Annotated in this window: 17 protein-coding genes; 5 read left to right on the top strand and 12 right to left on the bottom strand. The window is 43.6% G+C overall.

Annotation, left to right across the window (positions count from 1 at the left end; all coding sequences use genetic code 11):
- Positions 1-7 precede the first annotated feature (7 nt).
- Together MusilaSJ_RS23570 and MusilaSJ_RS23565 are read right to left on the bottom strand one after the other, a co-directional pair.
- Positions 8-886, bottom strand: a complete 879-nt coding sequence (locus tag MusilaSJ_RS23570) for a universal stress protein (RefSeq protein WP_274987213.1) — start codon at positions 884-886, stop codon at positions 8-10.
- A 28-nt stretch (positions 887-914) separates the two neighbouring features.
- A complete protein-coding gene (locus MusilaSJ_RS23565) occupies positions 915-1082 on the bottom strand; it encodes a hypothetical protein (protein ID WP_274987212.1) in 168 nt (55 codons plus the stop codon).
- Between the two features lie 346 nt (positions 1083-1428).
- On the opposite strand from MusilaSJ_RS23565, the gene queD reads away from it, so the two are divergent.
- Positions 1429-1785, top strand: coding sequence for a 6-carboxytetrahydropterin synthase QueD (gene queD / locus MusilaSJ_RS23560; protein ID WP_090533243.1), 357 nt, complete (start codon positions 1429-1431; stop codon positions 1783-1785).
- A 155-nt stretch (positions 1786-1940) separates the two neighbouring features.
- On the top strand, positions 1941-2975 hold the full coding sequence (gene adhP, locus MusilaSJ_RS23555) for an alcohol dehydrogenase AdhP (protein WP_274987211.1): 1035 nt from the start codon (positions 1941-1943) through the stop codon (positions 2973-2975).
- Positions 2976-3062: 87 nt separating this feature from the next.
- On the opposite strand, the gene MusilaSJ_RS23550 is transcribed toward adhP, so the two are convergent.
- Positions 3063-3185: a hypothetical protein gene (locus tag MusilaSJ_RS23550; protein ID WP_274987210.1), complete on the bottom strand. Its 123-nt coding sequence runs from the start codon at positions 3183-3185 to the stop codon at positions 3063-3065.
- Between the two features lie 76 nt (positions 3186-3261).
- On the opposite strand from MusilaSJ_RS23550, the gene MusilaSJ_RS23545 reads away from it, so the two are divergent.
- On the top strand, positions 3262-3951 hold the full coding sequence (locus tag MusilaSJ_RS23545; RefSeq protein WP_274987209.1) for an OmpW/AlkL family protein: 690 nt from the start codon (positions 3262-3264) through the stop codon (positions 3949-3951).
- Between the two features lie 107 nt (positions 3952-4058).
- Here MusilaSJ_RS23545 and MusilaSJ_RS23540 read toward each other — a convergent pair whose 3' ends face one another.
- Genes MusilaSJ_RS23540 through MusilaSJ_RS23530 form a run of 3 tightly spaced genes read right to left on the bottom strand, consistent with a single transcriptional unit; the run spans position 4059 to position 5055 of the window.
- Positions 4059-4262 carry a hypothetical protein gene (locus MusilaSJ_RS23540; protein ID WP_274987208.1) on the bottom strand — a complete coding sequence of 68 codons (204 nt, stop codon included), beginning with the start codon at positions 4260-4262 and terminating at the stop codon, positions 4059-4061.
- Positions 4240-4554: a hypothetical protein gene (locus MusilaSJ_RS23535; protein ID WP_274987207.1), complete on the bottom strand. Its 315-nt coding sequence runs from the start codon at positions 4552-4554 to the stop codon at positions 4240-4242. The genes MusilaSJ_RS23540 and MusilaSJ_RS23535 overlap by 23 nt, the downstream gene beginning before the upstream one ends.
- Before the next feature lie 57 nt (positions 4555-4611).
- On the bottom strand, positions 4612-5055 hold the full coding sequence (locus MusilaSJ_RS23530; protein WP_090533253.1) for an Hsp20/alpha crystallin family protein: 444 nt from the start codon (positions 5053-5055) through the stop codon (positions 4612-4614).
- A gap of 368 nt (positions 5056-5423) precedes the next feature.
- Between MusilaSJ_RS23530 and MusilaSJ_RS23525 the strand changes: the two genes are divergently transcribed.
- Positions 5424-5816, top strand: coding sequence for a hypothetical protein (locus MusilaSJ_RS23525; RefSeq protein WP_274987206.1), 393 nt, complete (start codon positions 5424-5426; stop codon positions 5814-5816).
- 225 nt (positions 5817-6041) lie between these two features.
- Here the strand turns inward: MusilaSJ_RS23525 and MusilaSJ_RS23520 are convergent, their stop codons facing one another.
- The 6 genes from MusilaSJ_RS23520 to MusilaSJ_RS23495 all read right to left on the bottom strand — a co-directional run bounded on the left by MusilaSJ_RS23520 (position 6042) and on the right by MusilaSJ_RS23495 (position 21376).
- Entirely contained in the window at positions 6042-7196 is a 1155-nt protein-coding gene (locus tag MusilaSJ_RS23520; RefSeq protein ID WP_274987205.1) for an ankyrin repeat domain-containing protein, read from the bottom strand.
- A gap of 72 nt (positions 7197-7268) precedes the next feature.
- Positions 7269-8399, bottom strand: a complete 1131-nt coding sequence (locus MusilaSJ_RS23515; protein ID WP_274987204.1) for an acetyltransferase domain-containing protein — start codon at positions 8397-8399, stop codon at positions 7269-7271.
- A gap of 203 nt (positions 8400-8602) precedes the next feature.
- A complete protein-coding gene (locus MusilaSJ_RS23510) occupies positions 8603-10540 on the bottom strand; it encodes a RagB/SusD family nutrient uptake outer membrane protein (RefSeq protein WP_274987203.1) in 1938 nt (645 codons plus the stop codon).
- Positions 10541-10554: 14 nt separating this feature from the next.
- Positions 10555-13692 (bottom strand): SusC/RagA family TonB-linked outer membrane protein, encoded by a 3138-nt coding sequence (locus MusilaSJ_RS23505; protein ID WP_274987202.1) that lies wholly within the window; start codon positions 13690-13692, stop codon positions 10555-10557.
- A 561-nt stretch (positions 13693-14253) separates the two neighbouring features.
- Entirely contained in the window at positions 14254-16818 is a 2565-nt protein-coding gene (locus tag MusilaSJ_RS23500; protein WP_274987201.1) for a glycosyl hydrolase 115 family protein, read from the bottom strand.
- 397 nt (positions 16819-17215) lie between these two features.
- Positions 17216-21376 (bottom strand): hybrid sensor histidine kinase/response regulator transcription factor, encoded by a 4161-nt coding sequence (locus MusilaSJ_RS23495; protein ID WP_274987200.1) that lies wholly within the window; start codon positions 21374-21376, stop codon positions 17216-17218.
- A gap of 368 nt (positions 21377-21744) precedes the next feature.
- Between MusilaSJ_RS23495 and MusilaSJ_RS23490 the strand changes: the two genes are divergently transcribed.
- Positions 21745-22155 carry a cupin domain-containing protein gene (locus MusilaSJ_RS23490; protein ID WP_274987199.1) on the top strand — a complete coding sequence of 137 codons (411 nt, stop codon included), beginning with the start codon at positions 21745-21747 and terminating at the stop codon, positions 22153-22155.
- Positions 22156-22223: the final 68 nt, after the last annotated feature.

Genomic DNA, 22223 nt, shown 5'->3' with positions numbered 1-22223 from the left:
TCCTGTTTTAGAAATGCAACGGCGGGAGCCCTTCCGGCAACACCAGCAGAGGTATTTCAATATGATGCGAAAGTTTTTTAGTATAACTGATACCAAACAGGCGCTCAAGCGGGTTAACTTTACGGTGTACCATCACCAGCATATCGATCACTCCGTGTTCGCTGAGCCAATCGAGCCCGCGCATTATACCTGTACCTTTAATGTGCCTGTAATAAATTTTAGGATAGTTGGCTTTACAGGTAACTTCATTTAAAAAAGCTTCTACCTCCTGTTTTTCCTCACCTGTTTCGTATTTCTCGTCGGTTACATGGGCTATCAATAGCTCTGCACTAAAATAGCGTGCCAGGCTTGCCACCGAATGGATCATTTCTATATCACTGCTGTTCAAATCGGTAGCAAAAGCTATTTTGGTTACAGGGTGATATTTTGCTTGCGATGGGATGAGTAAAACCGGAAAGGCGGCATCGCTGATCATATCCTGTGTGTTGCTGCCTAAAAAAAACCTGCTCATAGCCCCCGCTCCTGACATGCCCATAACAACCATTACGCTCTTTTCTTCATCTATTTTGCCTGTTACTACATCAATTACCTCGCCTACGTCACAACAGGTATTAATAACACTATGGCCCGCACCCGCTTTGGCGTAAGGAGTTTCCTGTTGTAAGGTTAAGGAAAGTTGCTCCAGTTCCTTATCCGCATCTGCTTTGAGCGAAGTATAATCTTCTAAAGGCCAGGCTATCTGCGCTGCCATGGGCGTTTCTGAAGGTATTTTAATGGCATGACATAATATCAAGCCCGCTTTTATATTTTGCGCAAGGTTTATAGCATAGCTCGCGGCGTTTTTTGCAGGTTCCGAAAAATCGGTGGGTACTAAAATAGTTTTCATGGCTTAAAGGATTGATTAATTGATATGATTAATGTTTTTTATGATTTGGTTCGATATTGTATAGCTGGTTATCAATGTTATATATGCCGTAATATTTAACCAGCTGCCCGTCAATAATAGCCGCTGTATAACCGTCATTTTTTTGCAGGTGTATTCTAAAAACAACAGGTATTTTATCGCTTTCAAGTGTTTTCATAACATCGTTCTTGACGATGTAAAGTTGCAGCGCAGCGGGTGTTAAAATAGTGACGATTGTCATTTATCAATCTGATTGTCAACATCTATAAAACAACATCTAACCCCAAAAACCAATAATAAAAAACTATTTGCCGCATAAAAAACTTATACCGCATTGTGAACTTGAGGACACGGGCAAGTACCGCGAAAAATCATTACTGCCGGTATAGTAAACATAACCCGGAGATATTTTAACCAATGCGCGAGTGATTTCAATCAACGAATAAAGAAATACAGATCATTTTATCAGAGTACTTTCCGCGCTTCTTTTGCCCGCAAACTAAAAACCGCAAAAAGCGTATTATATGATCATTTACAAAAGCTTCACTTTCGATTCTGCACATTTTTTACCCAACGTTCCGCCGCACCACAAATGCAGGAACATACATGGTCATACTTACCATTTAACAGTTTATTTTGAAGGCGAGGTAACAACACCCGAAGGATGGGTGCTTGACTTCGCCCTGATCAAAAACGCGGTTAAACCAATAGTTGACCAGTTGGACCATACCATTCTGAACGAGGTCCCTGGTTTGGAAAACCCCACGGCCGAAAACCTGGCCGTATGGATCTGGAACAGCGTAACAGGAAAATTGGATGGGCTTACTAAAATTGAATTGAAAGAAACGCCGACATCCGGGGTCATTTATGAAGGAAAATAGCGCTTATCTATCCCATTTTTTTTGAACTCCGTGCAGTTTCCCCTGTTGAATGCCCCATATCACCACAGCAGGTGATTTTGATCACTATTTAAGCCGCTAAATTCCGCAAGCTTTGTATTAATAAAAAAAACCATTAGTCATAAGCCATTGAAAATATGATACCTAAAAAAATGAAAGCCGCCATAGTGCACGAATTTGGCCAGCCTTTGCAAATAGAAGAAATGCCGGTTCGCGAACCGGGTAGGCACGAGATACTGGTTAAAGTAATAGCCAGTGGTGTTTGCCATACCGACCTGCACGCGGCTGACGGCGACTGGCCGGTTAAACCCAAAATGCCGCTGATTCCCGGCCACGAAGCTATTGGTTATGTAGTAGTACTTGGCCCTGATGTTAAAGGCCTGAAGGAGGGTGATATTGTAGGCGTACCCTGGCTGTACAGCGCCTGTGGATGCTGCGAATTTTGCATAACCGGTTGGGAAACCTTATGTAACGACCAGCGAAATGGCGGCTATAGCGTTGACGGCGGTTATGCAGAATATGTAGTGGCCGATTCCCGTTATGTTGGGCATTTCCCGGCAGGCTCAGATTGTACCGCGATGGCACCGATCATTTGCGCGGGTGTTACCGTTTACAAAGGCCTTAAAGAAACGGAAACCAAACCCGGCGAATGGGTAGCTATTTCCGGCATAGGTGGCCTTGGGCACTTAGCTGTACAATATGCCAAAGCCATGGGCATGCATGTTGCGGCTATTGATGTAGACGATACAAAACTGGAATTAGCTAAAAACCTTGGCGCCGAGCTGACCGTTAATGCCAAAACTACTGACCCCGGCGCGTTTTTACAAAAAGAAACAGGGGGGATGCATGGCGTGTTGGTTACCGCTGTATCACCCATCGCGTTTAAACAAGGTATATCCGCGTTAAGAAGAAAAGGGACTATCGCGCTGAATGGATTACCGCCCGGTAGTTTCGACCTCCCCATATTTGAAACCGTGCTGAACCGCTATACCATCAGGGGATCAATTGTAGGCACTCGTAAAGACCTGCAGGAAGCTATCGAGTTCGCCGTGGAAGGAAAAGTTAAAGCCACCATACATACCGCAAAGTTAGAGGACATCAATACGGTTTTGGCCAACCTGAAAAATGGTAAGATAGATGGCCGGATTGTACTTGAAATAGCTAAACCCTAATCTGCAAATAACACAAAATTTACCGCAGGCCGGATCAAACTGCTCATTGACGCAATATACCGTGCCTAAGCGCCTCCTCAAACTAAGTTATCTTAAAAAGATCCGCTCCCTGGGCGGATCTTTTTTATTGCGGGCAGCGTCGGTATTATGCTCGCTTCCGGGTCGCCATTCCAGTAATAAACCGGGAAAACGCGAAATGATAAGTATCATGAGAACAACTGTTTCCTGTCAGGCAAAGTCTATCACCTGCGGGATACATTTGACCCGTAATTTAATACAAATCATTATGAAAAAGATTTTCTTTACTACTTTGATCTTATTTTTATTAAGCGGGATAACCGCTTTCGCTCAGCAAAAAAATGAATGGGATATCCGCCTCAGGGCAATTGGGGTTATTCCCCAGGAAAGCGCGACGATAGGCGTCATCGGCGGAGACATAAACATTTCCAATACTGTTGTTCCCGAGCTCGATTTCACCTACTTTTTTGCCAAAAATTTTTCTGCAGAATTAATCCTGGCGACAACAAAACACCAGGTAAAAACAAAAGGCTCCAACCTGAGTGCTATTGGTGCCGGCTCTTCGGCCGATGTTGATCTCGGTAAAGTATGGTTGCTTCCGCCTACGCTTACTTTGCAATATCATTTGCCCACAGGTACCCTTTTTAAACCCTATATCGGCGCGGGGCTTAACTACACTATTTTTTACAATGCCGATAAAGGTCCAACCGTAGGCGGCATTGATTACAACAACAGTTTTGCTTTTGCAACTCAGTTGGGTGCTGATTTCGATATCAGTAAAAAAGTATTCTTGAATATTGATCTGAAGAAAATATTTCTCTCTACCGATGTAAAGGTTGATGCATCCAATTTAACGCCTGCGGGCAAACCCGAACTTGCGCCGGTTTTGAAAAACATACCGGCTGATGTAAAGATCAGGCCATGGATCATCGGCGTAGGTATGGGCTACCGTTTTTAATCACTTGCTGCAAAAACGCCCCGTGGAAACCTGGTGTACGAAGACTGCACCCAATCAGGAAAAAAATACCATTTCACGAAGTCAAGAGCAGAACAAGCGTTTCAATATTATATCGCCCAGTCATCGCTGTCTGTTTTGTTTATACGAAAAAGAATGCCCGATATCCAAAGCAAGGCGCCGGTGAGCAATAATTTCTGATTCATTTCGGGCAAGCGGTGACCTGGGCTGGTTAACCATAAAAACAATTCTGTCAATAACACCAGCATCGTGAGCATGCCGATGAGCATTTCATTCCATTGTTGCCTGTCCATATCCGTTAAATTCTGTGAGGTTTTTCTGCCGGAAGATACCCCGGACAATCAATTTGATATTACAAGTTAACTCCTCGAGTGTACAGGATATCGACTTGATTTTCACCGGGATTTCATCCGTCGTTTCCATCAGGTCGATATGAAGTAAATCGGAGTCCAAAGGTTCCCTACCCTTAAAGCTGTCAAAAAGCAGGTCGGCGAAATTTCGGTCATTACCTAAAAAATACTGTCCATAACTATCAAATCCTGCCGGTGTTCTAACGCTCAGCAAAATATAAAACCCGAGTTCCATAGCTATAAATTAAAGGCTCCTGCTTTAACAGGAGCCTCATTTAAAAAACTAATCCACTTATTTAATTTCAATTTGCCTGCGTATAGCCTTAGCTTCTTCGCGTTTAGCAATATCGATCTTCAGGACGCCGTCTGTATAAGACGCCTCAATATTTTCGGCATTGGCGCTGTCGGGCAACGTAAACGAACGTACAAATGAACTGTAACTATACTCACGTTTACTGTAATTTTTTTGAACGTCGCTGCTTTCGTTTTGTCGTTCTACCGAAATGTGCAGCACATTGCGGTCAAGGTTAATTTTGAAATCTTCTTTTTTGAGGCCGGGCGCAGCCAGTTCAACATGATAATGATCCTCGGTTTCGCTGATGTTAGCTGCTGGAACGCGCGCTACCAGGCGGTCATTGAAAAAAGAATCGTTTAAGATTGATTCAAAAACATCATTAAATGACGGTAATAACGAACTGTTATTCTTTTTGTCGGCATTAAATTTAACCAATGTCATAGGTCTTCCTCCTTAAATAAATTAATGATTAAAACTTATATTAATTAAACCGGTTCATTCAATTCAAAGCTAATGCCAGTAGAATAAACACTTGAGATCACTGAAAAAATTTCACAAAAAATGCTTTTTTTTCAGTTCGACCTGACAAATATTCAATATGCCATTGCTTTTTAACATTCGTATTAAAGCAAAGCAATAATGGTTGATATTTTTACGACGTGTGCCGCCTTGTTCAAACTAAAAAAGCATTGGTAGAATCGCGGCCAATTACCCCCCCGTTCTTTTGGGGCCTAAAACAATAACTATTTTATTTTGGTTTAAATCATAAAGTACAAATTATGGTGCCTGTAAGGTTAATAGCAGATGATGTGAGCAGAAGAATCACTTATTTTTATTCCAAACCATTTTATACCAGTTTTGGATTGATGTTTAATCTTTGCTTTGGGGCACCCTTAATAGTCTTTTTTGGCAGCATAGGCGGCTGGATAATATTTGTACCATTGTTGTTGGCCTGGGCTGGCATTTTTTACCTGATCCTTTCCGTTAAATCAAAAAAGATCAAAAAGGCCAAAGAGGTTTATGAATTCGGTTATGAAACAACTATTTATTTTCAGGGGATAGATTATAATTACAGCGTACAGGTAAACGGAGCGCCGCAACCGGTGATCCTCCTTCGCATAAACAGCGAAACTATCAGGGTTAAAACATTTAACCAGCGCGTGATCAGGGCGTTGACGTTCCCGTTCAAAAGGCTTATATGATGGATAAATACCCAGATATTATACTGCCTGAAAATCTTTTTTCGATGAATATGACTAACCCGTCGGCTAAATTAAGATCGATTGACATGTAGGAAATTGCAATAAAATAACTCCTCCTCAAACTGGCGCTGGCGGAGGGCGAAGACTTTCCTTTTGCTGTTTCATTTCCATTGATTGTTATAGTCACTTCGGTTATGCGGCACGAGCCCATTTCATAGGCTCAGGCTATGTTTCAGCTCTTTTTTCATCGATATAAATTTGCCAGTCATCCTTAATAACTGCACCCGAGGCTATCAGTATTTCCATGATTTCCAGGTGGCCCGGTCTCCGGCTGTTGTACAGCGCCCAAAGCGTGGAGCCCAATACAGTGCCCCCGTATCCATTCAATGCTTCCATGTCTGCGCCTTCGTTCAGCAGCATCTTTACCAGTTCCACCTGCCCCCCGTAGGCTGCCGAATGGAGTGGCGTGGTATTGTCCCAAACGGTGCGCACGCCGCAGCCGTGCTTCAGTAAAAATTCAACTACCGGGCGATGACCGCAAACACAAGCCCAGATCAGGCAGCCATCGCGCTTCGCAGCCATGCTTTTACTAATAAGTTCTCCCTGATCATTAAAATAAGATTTAACCTTTTCCAGGTCGCCAATACCACCGGCACCTTCCAATTCAACTTCCGCGCCTTTGGAAGCAAGGTAACGGACAGGTTCATAACGGCCATTATGCAGGCAGGCCAGGATCAGGTTGCCATCGGTATAATCCGCAGCTACCGCATGATTGGGGTCGGCGCCATGCCTGATCAGGATATCCATCAGCTCTTCTTGTACCCCGGCTATAACCGGGTGCACACTGGTGGCGACAAGCCCAAGTGTAGATGTTCCCCCGTACATATCGCCCCAGGCATCAACTTCTGCGCCTGCATCTAAAAGTATAGCAGCAATTTCAACAGCATTTTGGGGTGTTTTTTGGCGCATCCCCTCAAAGCCGTTGGCACCTATATAATTTAACAATGTGCTATGGTGGTTACGGCGCGAACGCTTGCTGATTAGGTCAGGTCTTTGTGCCAGCAGGCTTTTGAGTGCATCGGCATTTCCGGCAGCTATAGCATCGGCAGCCTGTTCAAATTGTTGCAGATATGGGTTTGTCTGTAACTCTGTTTGAAACTTTTCATAATCCGCCCAGCTATCAAAATAGTTTGTATGGCAAATAATTAACTTCGCATTCTCCTCTGCGCTATTTTGGGGTTGATAGCCCGCTCCACCATACCATTGCCTTAATTGCTGATCATTGCCATAATTCAGGATAAAATTGGCCAGGGCAACAATATCGCCTGCGCGGGCTGCCTGTTCTGCCATTTTTTTTTGAGCTATGGGTATTTCAGCCATGGGTTATCCGTTAAAGTTTAATTCTTTTTAAAAGCATACAACCTGAGTCTTAAAACTCGCTTTATTGCTTTATCAAATATACTTCAGCCAGATTTTCTCCGGATGGGAGAGCTTATACCTGGCATACCACCGGCAGGCAAAGTATAACAATCCTTCAACTAACATAAACACGAGATAAAGCAATGGTAATCCCCAGCGATGGTCTTCAGGCACACTTGCATATGGCGCGGTATGGTACCATTCCTGGTGAAAACTGCCATACAAAATACAATTGAGTCCTAATGCCAGCAGGTGGATCAACAAGATATGCAGGACATAATAGAAAAATGGCACCCTGCCGAAGATGGTAAATACATTGGCCAGCCATCCCCTGGTTCTTTCTGCGAAGGGCACCAATGCGATAATCGGTCCGATCGTCATCAATAAAAAGAGCTGTGACGGCGGATATTTTTGCTGACCCAATAAACGGAAAATAAAGGGCTGATCGTTATGGGGCCCAAAACCGGCGACGATGCTCCCTGCAACTATAAATATCGTGATTGCAGAAAGTCCGATCTGCAAACACAATTTGTTTCGCCGCGCAGGTTCAAAAGTCAACAATTTGCCGAAACCATAGCCTGCCATCATAACGCCGATCCAGGGCACCAATACATACAGCACGTTGATCCAACCCGGCCCTTCTTCACTGTTCGGGTACAAAAAATGCCACCAGGCCCAGTTGGCCGGTGCCAGGTGAAATACCTGCTGTACAGTCATCATTATCAAGCCCGTAATCCAAATAGCACGAAAAGGCAGCCAAATGGCGACTGATAATAACACCATGCACCAGCCCAGCATCCAGATCACGCCAGCCAGCATAAAGGCTTTAAAATCTAAGTTAAACGTCCAGCAAAAACGAATGAACGTAAGCTCCAACACAACCAGCAACAGACCGCGGGTTATTAGGTAAATAGACAGCTTTTTCTTATCATTCAGCTTTTGTCCATATAAAAAAGCCGAGGTGCCTGCAAGGAACACAAAACCCGAAACACAAAAATGAGTTACCCAGCGGGTGAGAAAGATCGCCGGATCAGGACCTCCGGCCGGCATGCCTGAATAAACGCGTACGTGATCTATCGCCATCAACACCATGATGGCGCCACGTAGAAGGTCGATAGAACGGAGGCGCGATCCGCCGGAAAGCCAGGATTCGGTCTTAGTCATAACAAAGTGATTTGGTTTTTCTGTATAAAGTTCTTAAAATAAGCAGGCAAAAAAAAATTGGCAGATGGTTTATCGCAATTAATTCATCATTAATTATTTAAGCAGAACCAACCTGACAGACGGTGTAATATCGCATTAAAACAACGGGGCCATCAAATTATGACAGCCCCGTTTAATTTATATTAAAGGTAATTGGGAAATCCTTAATAGCCGTTATTTTGCGGATATGGAGTACCCGATAACACATTATTAATTAAAGATTGCGGAATTGGCCTGCGCGTATGATAAGCCTGGATGTTCGGTGCGCCAAGGGCATTATACATTTTTACACGCCTTACCAATTGTTGGGTCCGTACCAGGTCATACCAGCGGCGGGGATCGCCATAAAGTTCGCGGCTGTACTCCTCTAAAATTAAATCCATACCGCAAAGCGTTGAACCCGAAGTAGTATTAGGAACAGAAAGCTGGGCCAGCTGAGCAGGTGTTAAGGCCATCGCAGCTGCATTGGCAGCGTTGTCGGCACCCATAGTAGCCGCCGTTACCCTAAATTTGTTTTTAGGGATGAAAAGGCCGTCGGCGGGTGTACGGTAAGCCGCCCGCTGCCTGATCGTATTGAGGGAAGCTGCAGCCACAGTTGTATTACCCAGCATATAATTGGCTTCCGCATTCATCAGGTAAACCTCCGAAAAACGCATTAAAGCAATTGGCCTGCTTGAAAAATCAAGGATTCCCGTACGCAGCGGATCATCAAACTTTTTCACCGTCGGAAAAACTGTATTGTTATATTGTTTTTGGGTGACGATTAAACCTTTAAACTCATCTCTCCGGGCCATGGTCACATCCTCGCTTGTCATCAGAATAGCTGTATCGCCATCTAACGGCGGCTGGTAAGCGGTTAAAGAAACATTGGACGCCGGGGTAAGCACACCCTTTAAACCACCCGTGCTGGTTGTACCCGCCGCCGCTTTGGTATTGCAGATCCAAAAAGTTTGGAAAGTAGCATCAAAGCGGGTATCATGAACCTGATCGGCAAAGGCCACCTGCATGGTATAAGGTACATTAGGCGCAAGCCGTACATAAGGCCGACCACCATAAACGTCGCGCAGCATACCTGTCTTCGCACTCATCTTTTGTGGAACTGCATCAATTCCTGGAATATTATCTATCCCGGTTGAAACATAGTTAAAGCGTGCGAGTACATAAAGCTGATTGATTCCATAGCCTCCTGAACCCTGTTGTGTATAGCCGGAATAAGTAGGATCTGTGATACCATAATCAATTGCAAACATATTTTCCTTACCATAATCATTGGCCGGTTTATGGACATCGTTATAATCCTGCCACAAATCAAGGCCGTAAGTACCTTTGTTATTGATCAGCGCGGCAGTCAGGTCGGCAGCTTTTTGAAAGTCGCCGCTTTGCTTAGCTTCTGTATATCCCCTGGTTAAATAGGCTTTTGCAAGGAATGCATTCGCAACCGCGACCGTTGCTGTTTTACCAACCCCTGCTGCCGAGAAAGGATTTGAACTGGTAATAGTATTTGGCAACGCGGCCGCGGCATCTGTAAAATCCTGGATGATGAGGTTGTAGATGTCGGCAAGTTGCGCCGGCGCATCAGCTGTGGTGGCCTTGGTGATAAAAGTAGTATGCAACGGGATGCCGCTTTTCTGCGTAGCTGTGAGCCCTCCGTAAGTTTGCACCAGATAAAAATACAGGAAGCCCCGAAGAAACTTAGCCTGGCCAACATATTGTGTTCTGGCCGTAACATCAGTAATTGACGATGCATACTGTAAAACACCATTTAACGTATTAATATCCACATATAAACCCATTAGGTCGGGTGTATTTGATGAATTGATCCCATTGTACGAATTTAATATCGGGGGATTGGTTCCGGCGCTGCCACCAGGAATATTTTCGTCGGTTCCGTTATAAAAGAACACGATACCTTCACCCGAGAAGGCACCCCGCAAATCGTTATATACGCCTGTAACTGCTGCCTGAACACCTGCTGCCGTACCAAAATAACTTGGGTACAGCTGTGCCCTTGGGGTTTCTATCAGTGTTTTTTTACAGCTGCTGGCTGCCGTTAATACTGCTGCTGCAGCAATAATAAAGCTGGTTTTAATAAATATTTTCATAGCTGCTTTCTGAATTAAAATCTTGCATTAATACCCAAAATAAAATCGCGTGTTTGCTCTCCTGCACTGATCCCTACGCCACGGTATGGAAAATTGCTTGCATTGTTAGGATTGTAACCCCCTATATTACCGCTCGCTGATACCGAAGCGGGAGCAAGGTTATAAACAGATTCGGGGTCGGGCACAGAAAAGCTGTGGTTCATAATAGGCGCGTAAATAACAAAGGGGTTAGTAACGTTTGCATAAACCCTTAGTGAAGTCATACCCAGCTTTTTGGCAATGCCAACCGGAATGTTGTAGCCTAAATTGATACTTTTAGCCCTTATGAACGAGCCGTCATAATATTGGAGTGTGGAATAATAACTACCCTGCTTTTGAGCGTTTGGTTGAGGAAATGCATCGGTAGGGTTAGTTGGTGTCCAATAATCTATAACCGGTTGATTATGTCGCCCCAGGTTCAGGAACTGCCAGCCATTTGTGCCGGAGTCAGATGAAGAAACATACGGCACAATGGTAGTAAACTTCATGCGGCCCTGAATAACAATGCTCAGGTCAAAATTTTTGTAACTAAACCGGTTAGTTAAACCAAAGGTATATTGAGGCTGAAAATTACCGATAACCTGGTTATCCTGGAAGTTGATTTTTCCGTCATTGTTGAGGTCCTGAATTTTGATCTGACCCGGCTTAGCGCCGTAAACAGCCGCTTGTGCGGCTTCGCTGGCTTGCCAGATACCAATTTTTTTCACATCATAAATTACGCTCAACGGCTGCCCCACAAACTCGCCGGCATCAATGTTCTGCGTTGCACCATTCGGCAGGGAAACGATATGTTCACGACTGAAAGCCATGTTATAATCGGTTGACCATGAAAAACCACCCAGATTACGAATGTTAAGGCTGCTCAGCGTAATTTCCAGGCCTTTATTGGCAGAGGTGCCCAGGTTTGAAATTTGTGAAGAAGCACCGTTGGTTATCGGTAACTGGTTTGGCAAAATAATGCCCGTGGTTCTTTGTTTATAAATCTCAATTGAACCGGTAAGGCGATTTTTCAGTAAGGCAAAATCTAAAGCTACGTTGTAGTCGCTGGTTCTTTGCCAGGTGAGGTCCTGGTTAACCAATGTGGTTACCCGCACACCCTGGGCATCCCCGGCGGGTACGCCACCATACTGATATTTTGATGAACTTAACTGACCTAAAGTGTTGTATGGGCCGATACTGTTTGTGGTTGAAGTTTGACCATAACCTGCACGCAATTTGAGGTTGTCAATAAACTCAAACCGTTTCATGAAATTTTCGTTGCTGATTACCCAGCCCAGACCTATAGAGGGATAGGTAGTGCGCTGATGCCCGGGAGAAAGCGCCGAGTTAGCATCTGAACGGATAGTAGCAGTAAGGTTATACCGCTGATCAAACGCATAATTGAGGCGGCCAACCCAGGATACCAGGCCCTGTTCGGTATATGAACCGCCCACCGAGGTGATGGTACTTGCCAAACCGAGATTTGCGTTCCGGTTGGCATCAGATGGGATACCGGTTGCATTGATATTTGAATTTTCGTTGTGCTGGAATTCGGAAGTAAAACCAGCTACAAAGTTAATAGAATGCTTTTCGCCAAAGGTGTTATCATAAGTCAGTAAATGCTCCTGGGCTAAACGGTACTGATAATTATTAGTGGTACTTGCATTGGTTTTAGCAATAGTTACGATATCGGCCCCGTTGATACCATTATAAGTTCCCTGTAATGATTGAGAAAAGTTATAATTTATGGTATATCGATACTTTAAATGAGCAATCGGCGCTATCTCTGCATAAGCGATATCATTGTTAATAAATCCACGGGTATAATTATAATACTGATCAGGAGATCGGCCCGGGATCAAAGGGTTTATTGCTGTAGCATCAATTTGGCCAACCTGAGGCAAAATATTTAAAGATCCATCGGCATTATAAGGATAGGTCAACGGGCTCATATACCGGGCGTTGCCAAGCTGATTTCCACCTCCGGCGTTAATCAGGCGCAGTGTGGTTAACGTAGTTAATCCGAATTTGATAACCTTATTTATCTTATGATCGATAGATGCATTTAACGAAATACGTTTGGTATCGTTGTTGGGCTCGAGGGCAGTGTTTACACGGTAACCGGCACCAACGGTAAACTGGGTTCTTTCACTTCCGCCGGAAACCCTTAAACTCTGGTCCCAAACCATAGCCGGTTTAATGAGCAATTTAGCCCAATCGGTACTAACCCCTTCATTCAGGGCTTGCAGCTCTGTCGAAGTCAGTGCATTCGGATTAGTACTTCCGCTGCCCTGTGCTATAGCGCCGGCAAGTGCATCGTCCTGGAGCTGTGCAAACTGCTTGCCATTTAATAGCTGCAGTTTTCCTTCAAGCCTGCTCGAACCTACATAAGAATCGTAAGCAGTAACAGTTTGCCCTACACGCCCCCTGTTGGTGGTGATTAAAAGCACACCGCCTGAGGCGCGCGAGCCATAAATAGCTGTTGCCGAGGCGCCTTTTAACACATCAACACTTTTAATGTCATTTGGGTTGATGTTTTCGATGAAATTGTAATAAGGCTGTCCGTCTAACACAATGAGGGGCTGGTCGGCCGTAGCGCTGCCTATGGTACGGCTGCCACGAATAGTAATTGCAGGTCCACTGTTGCCGTTAACAACATCCAGGCCGGCTACACGGCCTTTCATTTGTTCAAAAACGTTGGCCGAGGGAATTTCCTGTAAAGTTTTGGCACTAACGGTAGCTATTGTTCCGGTTACGTCCTGTTTCTTTAAAGTTCCGTACCCTACTACTACCACTTCATTTAGATTACCGGAGTTTTTCACCATCGGGATGACCCCTAAGTTAGTCGATCCGGCTGCGATTGTTTTTTCATAATCAACATAACCGACAAAAGAGATGGTGATCTTTCGGGTATTGGCAGCAACATTAAGCGTAAAGTCGCCGCTTACATTTGTAGTAGTGGCAGTTGTGGTACCCGTAACTTTTACGGTTGCACCTACCATGGCTTCTCCTTTTTCATCTACCACCTTGCCATGCAAAGCGACGTTTTGTGCAAAAAGAGATAAGGAAAACAAATTAACCGATACGATGATCAGGATAATTTTCCAAAATTTAATAAGTTGAAGTTTTTGCATATCAACAAGAAATAATGATTTAATAATTATTGATTTAGTACTTTACCAGTGGCAGCGGGAAACTGCATTCATACACCCGGACTATGTTTGTTTTTTGGTCATATTATATTGGTTAAATATTGGTTTCTTTTTAAAAATGCCTTCAGAATTACTATACAATAAGCCCCAAATAAAAATGCAATCGATTGCATTTTTTGACGTAGTAATTCCTGCATGGTCAAATGACCATTTATTGAAATCCCATGATCAAATGTTAAATTGGTTTAAAATTTAATTGGTAGCCTGTCGACATGACATCTTCAAACACCGTAAAGTTCTGTAATTGATGTTTATCACGATAGTTGATATTACCAAAAATGATAGGACAAATGTTCAAAAAAATCATATTGAAGCATACAAACCAAAAACAGAAGGTACAAAGAAAGTTTACAATAAATTGATTATCAGACAAATATCATTTCAACATCTAAAATCATTAATGTACCGCGTATATCATTTAAATTGTCTCTTAAAATTATAAACAACCCATTGTCGTGTTACTTAGCGGGTTGTTCACAATAATTATTTCTTCAAGGTTTCTGGTGGCCCCAGATAGCTTGGTTTTTCACCGCCAAGGTCAATAACCAGTTTTTGAAGCACAATGCCTGGCTGCACCATCCAGTATTTTAACGTATGTTTTCCAGGGGCTAAAATATGATGATCTGATTTTTTGATGATGATGTTATTTGCCACCCAGCTCCGCCAAACGTTTACATCTTTGTAAGTATTAAGGTTAATGATTTGCGGTTTTTCATCATCAACAGAAATTGCATATTGCAATCCCTCCTCTTCATTGTGAAAATTAAGTGTAGGTGAAAAATATGCTGCTATCCGGATGTTGCCGGCATCACAAGTATAAAAATCATATGCCGTATGCGGATGGTCAAGCCCTGGTTGTTGTGTGGCAGCAGTAACCGGAAAATGACTGATCCCGGAGCCTGTTCTGCCGATATCCGGTATAATTTTCCAAGTGATGGCACCGGAACTAATAGCTTTGCTAAAATGTTCTGCTTCTATAGAAACATAACCATCCTTTTCAAAAAACACCTTTCCTTTTGTGTACGGAGGTATCAGCGATTCTGCGGTTTTACTTACATCATTTGCTGCTATTGTATTTTCTGAAGAAGTACCGGCCGCAACATATCTCACTTCGGGCATCTTATTAACAGGCGGATCGTTCCAAATTTTATAACCGATATGCACCTGGTCCATCATATGGTTCCATTTACCACCGGCAAGGTCCCTGTTATACTGTACCGAAATCAGAGAATCTTTATTATAAAGCTGTTTTGCCGTATCGGCATAGCTGTTTGCCCGTCTGTCGTTCCTGTCGGCATACCAGCGGTTCAAAGCAACGGCCTTGTACATTTCATGCAGGTTGGCATTAGCTTTTAACGGATGCAGCACCAGTTCAAAAAAAGCATCGCGATAAGCAGGGGGCAATGCAGCATTGACCTTTTCGGCCCTCGCCAGCAGATCATTGAACTCATTAACGACGGTTTGCGTCTCATTATAATTTTGAATACTGTACGTGTCGGCATCTACCAACTCCGGTTTTCGCCTTGCTGCATACCTGGCATAAAGCCGCATGATATCACCAATCTCTTTGGCATGTTCGGCACCAAACTGGTTTTCGGCCCAGTTAGTATAATAGATATTTAAATTATCCGCTGTCCACCTGGTCGGGTTCCATGCATAATCAAGAAAGAAAGAGATTGGAAATTCCATGGGTTTGAGATCGCCAACATTAACAACCCAAACCTGCCTTGCCTTGTACTCCCAGGCCAGGTGCATCTGTTCCCATACCCGGGCAATATTATTGGTATTGATCCATTTATAGTTACGCGGATCGCCTACATAGTCAAAGTGATAATAGATGCCGTAACCACCACTCCTTGGCTTATCGTTTAATTTAGGAAGCTTGCGGATATTGCCCCAGTTATCGTCCGATAGCAGCAGGGTTACATCATCCGGAACCCTCATGCCCTTGTCATAATATTCCTGTACTTCTTTATACAAAGCCCAGATCTGCGGTGTCCCGGATGCAGGTTTTCCGGTCACCTCCCGGATGATTTGACGCTGATCGCTAACTATTCGTTCCAGTAATGCGGTTGCCGTACCTTCCGTCATAGGTTTATCACCATCCCCACGCATACCAATAGTAACCAGGCTTTCATGCATCCCCATGTTAATGATCCCCTGCCGCCAGAAACTACGCAAAAGAGAATCATTCTTTTCATAGTCCCAGGGTCCCTGGCCATACCGTTTCCATTCCTGCTGCGCACGTTGCATAGGTTCATGATGTGATGTGCCCATTACAATACCCCATTTATCGGCAAGAACAGGGTCCATTTTATCATCGTCATTAAACGCATTGTTCCACATGGCCGGCCAAAGGTAATTCGCCTTCAGCCTAAGCAGCAGCTCAAATACTTTTTCGTACACCAAATGGTTAACCCCTCCAAATTTTTCCTTCGTCCACCTTGAAAAAGCCGGTGCCTCATCATTAATGAAAATACCGCGGTACTTAACTTTAGGAGCATCGGTAAATGGCTGTTTGGCTCGTACATAAATTGCAGCCTTCCGTTTTACCGGCACATCCGCCCACCAGTACCATGGCGACACGCCCATTTGCCCCGACAACTCAAAAACACCATAAGCTGCACCTCTTTTATCGTTTCCGACAATAATCAATGCCTGATCAACCCCTTTAAATGGAGATTTGACAGCCTGTACCTGGTAACCTTCCCATTCACCTTTAACCTGACCTACATTTATCTTTTTTTCTGCGATCAATTGCTGCAGGAGTTTGGATTTTCCAACAGTCCCGATAATGACGATATTATTAGCCGTGCTAACTGATGACAACAAAGCAGGCTTATGGCCGCTCACCATTTGAATATCCCCGGCAAATAAATTAGCGGCAATATGTACCAGGGGGTCATCTTCCCTATCGTAAATGATCGTGGCAGCGTGCCCATTGGCAACCAGCGGAAATGCTCCGGCATCCTTATGGTCTGAAATAATAATTTGTGCAAAAAGGGTACAGGGTAACAGGCTGTACAGCAGAAGAAGTAATTTTTTCATTGGGATGATAGAAATAAATGAGATATGCTCCGGTTGATCACGGTGATACAAGGTTTATAGAGGGCAATTAACCCACCGCGCGGCGGGCCGGCAGTTATTAACCGGCTTATATGAAGGGATAAAAAATGAATATACTGGTGAGACCTTAGCTACCAGGCTCATATTTGACATTATGATACCCGCCGAAACTATTTTACTATACATGTTCAGGAATTGGTTTTAAGGATAAATCTCCCCAAGTGTATTTTAAACACCAGGAAACTTGGGGCCTAAAGTACAGTGATAGGGAATGTTTGAAGTCGTTGATTGTTGAACATTATGCACCAAATGTTTAACAGTGCTATTTTTTTGAGAATAAACCTGGCCGGGGGCGCTTTTTAAAGTACCATCGCCAAGTTTATGAAGCTGCCTGTGTTACCTGGCGATCTTTTCGTTTGGAATTCTGATATTCCGATGGCAACATGTTATATTTAGCCTTAAACTTGTTTGAAAACCAGCTCGGGGTTCCAAAGCCGGTCATATAGGCAATCTGGGCTACATTATAATCGCTCTTTTCCAGTAACATTACAGCCTTATCCAATTTAACCGACCGGATGTATTCAAGTGGTGTTAAGCCGGTAAGCTCTAACAGTTTTGTATAAAGCGACCCGCGGCTCATTCCTACATGCCTGCTCAACTCCTCAACTGATAACTCCGGATCATTTAATTTATCTTCGATATACCTGACAATGTTGTTCAATAATTTTGCATCACCTGATTCGATCTCGACATCATTACCACACACATGGATCTGTTTGGAATAAGTATCTTTCAGTGTGCGGTTGAGCATTAACAGATTTTTTATTTTGGCATTCAGGATCTCAAAATTAAATGGCTTGGTCAGATAATCGTTAGCACCTGTTTTCAATCCTTTGAGTTGTTCTTCTTCTCCGGTTATTGCCGTTAGCAGGATAACCGGGATGTGAGCGGTACGTTTATCAGCCTTAATTTTTTTGCTAAGTTCGATGCCGCTCATCTCCGGCATGCTGATATCGCTGACAATCAGCTGCGGATGGCAGGAGAGTGCTTTTTGCCAGCCTTCTCTCCCATTGGCGGCCTCTACTACCTGGTAATGCGCTTTCAGGTTATCTTTAAGATAATACCTCATCTCCTCGTTATCCTCTACTAACAAAACAGCAGGAACCTGTGCAGAAGCTCCGGCCGCTTCATATTCAAATACAGTTGCCTCCGATTCTTTATTTTCTTCGGGGTCTTCATCCATGCCAGGTATTTGCGGTAAATCCAGAACCGGCAATGCGGTTACCGGTAAATTAACAGTGAACATACTCCCCTTGCCGGGCGTGCTTGTTACAGCAATGGTCCCGCCATGTAATTCAACAAATTCGCGGGTTATTGAAAGCCCGATACCACTGCCCTGGTTAAGGATAGAAACTGCGTTTTCATATTGATAAAAACGCTCGAAGATCTTTTGCTGAACTTCGGCAGGAATCCCCGAACCATTATCTATAAACTCAAGGCGAAGTGAACATTTTTCACCGGCAACCTTGCTTTCACCGCAGGATATGTTGAGTGCTACTGTCCCACCCTCCCTGGTAAATTTGAACGCGTTAGATAACAGGTTAAAAATTATTCGCTCAATTTTATCATGATCAAAGGCCGCCAACAGGTGTCCGGGCTCAGCATTTAACCGGAAACCGATCTTTTTACGTTCTGACAGGTCCCTGAACGAGTCTGCTGCTTCCTTGATAAACGCGATTATATCTCCCGGAACCAGGTTCAGCTTTAGTTCCCGCTCTTCCATTTTCCGAAAATCAAGTAATTGGTTCACCAGGTTTAACAACCTTCTGGCATTCCTTCTCATCACATGTACCTGGCCGGAAACGGCAGGATCAATTGGTGCAGACAATAATTTATCAGCAGGGGCCAAAATCAATGAAATCGGAGTGCGGAATTCATGACTAAGGTTTGTGATGAATTTGATCTTCAGCATATCCAGTTCATGCAATTTTTCAGATTCCCGGCGTTCCTGCTCTATCAGTTGTCTTGCCTTCTCTTTTTCCTGTTCAAGAGCAAACTTCGTCTTTATCTTTTGGATGCCCCGGCGCCTGATATAAAACAACAGGCATAATACGATGAGCACATAAGCTATATACGCGTAAATCGTACGCCACAATGGCGGCTGCACCTCAATATGGATTGTGCTAACCTGATCATTCCAGGTACCATCGTTATTACTGGCCCTCACCTGAAAAGTGTAGTTTCCGGGATCAATGTTGGTATAATACGCCGTTTTTGAGTTACCCACAAAGTTCCATTCCTTATCAAACCCGATCAGCTTATAGCAATATTTATTTTGCTGGGGAGTGGTATAATTTAATGCAACATAACTGATAGAAAAATTTTGGCCATAAGCAAGCCTGATATTTTTCGCGATTGAAATATCTTCCCTGAGCGATGAGGTTTCGCCCGGATAAACGATATTATTAGAAACTTTGAGCTCGGTTAAAAGGACTTTAGGAATAGCCTGATTATTAGGCAAAAGCTTTGGATCAAAATAGTTAAAACCGTCTTGCCCGCCAAAAAAGAGCTCGCCCCGTGTTGAGTGCATACCTGAACCCGAAATAAACGGGCTGTTTTGAACACCATTATGGGTAGTGAAGTTTTTGAATTTTTTGCTCACCGGATCAAAACTGTAGATGCCCTGATCTGTACTGAGCCATAACACCCCATTTTCATCCTGAAGGATCTTGTGAACAATGCCGCTGGATAATCCCTCCCGGTCGGTATAGGTAATAAACTTGCTGTCTTTCTTGTTAAACAAGCTAAGCCCTCCTCCATTAGTCCCCACCCAGGTATTTCCGGCACGGTCATGAAAGGTACAGAGTACTCCATCATTTGTCAGGTTGCTATTGCTCCTGTTGTAGATCTTGAATTTTCCAAGGTCATGATTAAATACTGCAATTCCTGTACCTAATGAACCTACCCATACTTCACCATCTTTATTTTCGGAGATGGTGCTGATATAACCGTTCAATGATAAGGGTATCTCGCCCTTATGCCTGGCATTTTTTATGTATTTGATGAACACACCTGTTTCGGGGTTATAAAGGTTAACCCCGCCGCCTAAAGTACCTACCCAAATACGCCCCCGGGAGTCTTCCTCAATGCAACGGATGTCTTTATTATTGATTTCATTGTCTCCGGTTCCTGTCGAAATTTCCCTGAACCTGCCTGTAATTGGATCAAGCTGAAAAAGTCCTTTGTGAAATGTTCCCACCCATAAACTACCACGCCTGTCCAGTTTCAAAGCAAGCACAGATAAATGCCCAGCCAGGCTTCCCTCGCCATAATGGGTAAATAAACCTGTTTTCTGATCGAACAGGTTAACACCGCCACCATCGGTACCAACAAAAACGAGATCGTTTTTATATTCGGCAAAAGAAGTCACCAGTGGTGAAGCGAGACCTTTAGGATCAAGTGCATTGCTTCGTTTAAGGTTAAACAGGGGAAGATTGCGATCATATTTGTTTAGACCTCCCTGGTAGGTACCCAGCCAAAAAATGCCGCTTTTATCAATGTAGATACTCTTTACAGATTTATTGGCCAGGCTAAAAATCTTTCTGATGTCTGGCCCTATCTTAAATGAAGTATAACCTGACAGATCAAATATATTTAAACCCTCCTCTGTACCCAGCCATAGTTTATTATCACCGGCAGGTTCAATCACATAAATATCATCACTGCTCAAACTTTCAGGATCGTTATCGGCATGGCGGAAACTACGAAAACTTTTGCCGTCGGGCATAAGCAGGTTTAGTCCCCGGGTAGTTCCAAACCACATATTACCTTTCGCATCTTCGGTTACGCTCTTTATCACATTATCGCTTATACTTGCCGGATTCGCATCTGAATGTGACAGCAACGAGGTTTTACCCGACTTTAAATCGAATACATAAACTCCGTTATTAGTTCCCGCCCACATTCGCTGCTTGCTGTCTTCAAACAAACTTAAAACCACAAAAGAATCCGGTATCTTCCCCAGGGGGATTTTCAAAATCTTGTTTGTACGGAAATCAATTTTCCGAAGGGTGCCATAACTGCCTATCCATAAGTTGTTCATATGGTCTTCGCATATGGCACGGGCGCTGATATCGCGAAGGTTTGGCCAGTCGGCACCGGCCCGACGGGATACGAACGAATTATGCCGCCGGTCATAATAGGCCAGTCCACCCCCTCCCGTACCAACCCACATACGTCCTAAATGATCCTCACAAATTGATAAAATTTCATTAGCTGGTATACTGGTAGAATCTTGTGCATCATGGCGGTATATCGTGAAGTTTGTGCCATCAAATTTATTCAGTCCGTCGCTGGTTCCGATCCACATCAGCCCCATGCGGTCCTTCCAGATCACACTGACGGTGTTAGCAGATAATCCATCTTTAGTAGTAAACGCTGTGAAATTAAGATCACGCTGGGCTACGGCCATGCAGCACCTGCAACATAAGAATAGTAAAAAAATAAACGCTTTGCCTGTTAAAGGTGTCTTTGGCATCATTAAGTTAAATATCTGTAGGTTCGCCAGTTTTATATTAGAAAAATCGCCATCGTATCAATAAAAGCTTTATTAATTAATATGAGGTAATTGGTTAAATCAAATATAGTTAAACAAAAATTAAATGTGCAATCGATTGCACATTTAAAATCAATCGTATTTACTCAACCCGATTGGATATGAGAAAGAGTTTAGGAACCGATAAAGTCAATGCTGTGGCATATTTACATAACAAATCCGGGTTCGAAAACCTGGCTATTTCGCGATAGCGAATGTCTGTCTGAAGGATGATTTAGTCCGGTTCATTGACGCTGCCCTACCAGAGGGATAGTTTGAGGCTGTAGTTTTACTAAAAATTAAAACTAAAAGCTATGAAAACTAACAAAAACAAACTGGCCATTGCCATTGTTATTACTGCCCTTGCAGTTTTTACTCTTCCTTTATCTGTACTGGCTCAAACAGCTGTAGCAGGCCGCACCGAATTACAACGACATGACCTTAGCATCTCCGGCCGCGAAATGGTACAGGTACGCGTGGATGTTGAAAAAGGAATGTCATTCCCGCAGCATACACATTTCGGCGAAGAAATTATTTATGTACTTGATGGGTTACTGGAATACCAGGTAGCAGGCCAACAACCGGTAACACTTAAAGCAGGTGATGTTTTGTTCATTCCTTACGGAGCCGTGCATTCGGTAAAAAATGTGGGTACTACTAAAGCGAGTGAGCTTGCTACCTATATTGTTGAAAAAGATAAACCACTTGTTACATTAATCAAGTAAGAGAGTAATCAGTAATTTTGGAAGCATCGATCCCCATTTCATCATGATCATGGCAATCAATACTTCCA

Origin of the sequence: Mucilaginibacter sp. SJ, from assembly GCF_028993635.1 — a bacterium.
In the GTDB taxonomy this organism is placed as follows: domain Bacteria; phylum Bacteroidota; class Bacteroidia; order Sphingobacteriales; family Sphingobacteriaceae; genus Mucilaginibacter.
This window is presented reverse-complemented; position numbering and strand designations above follow the sequence as displayed.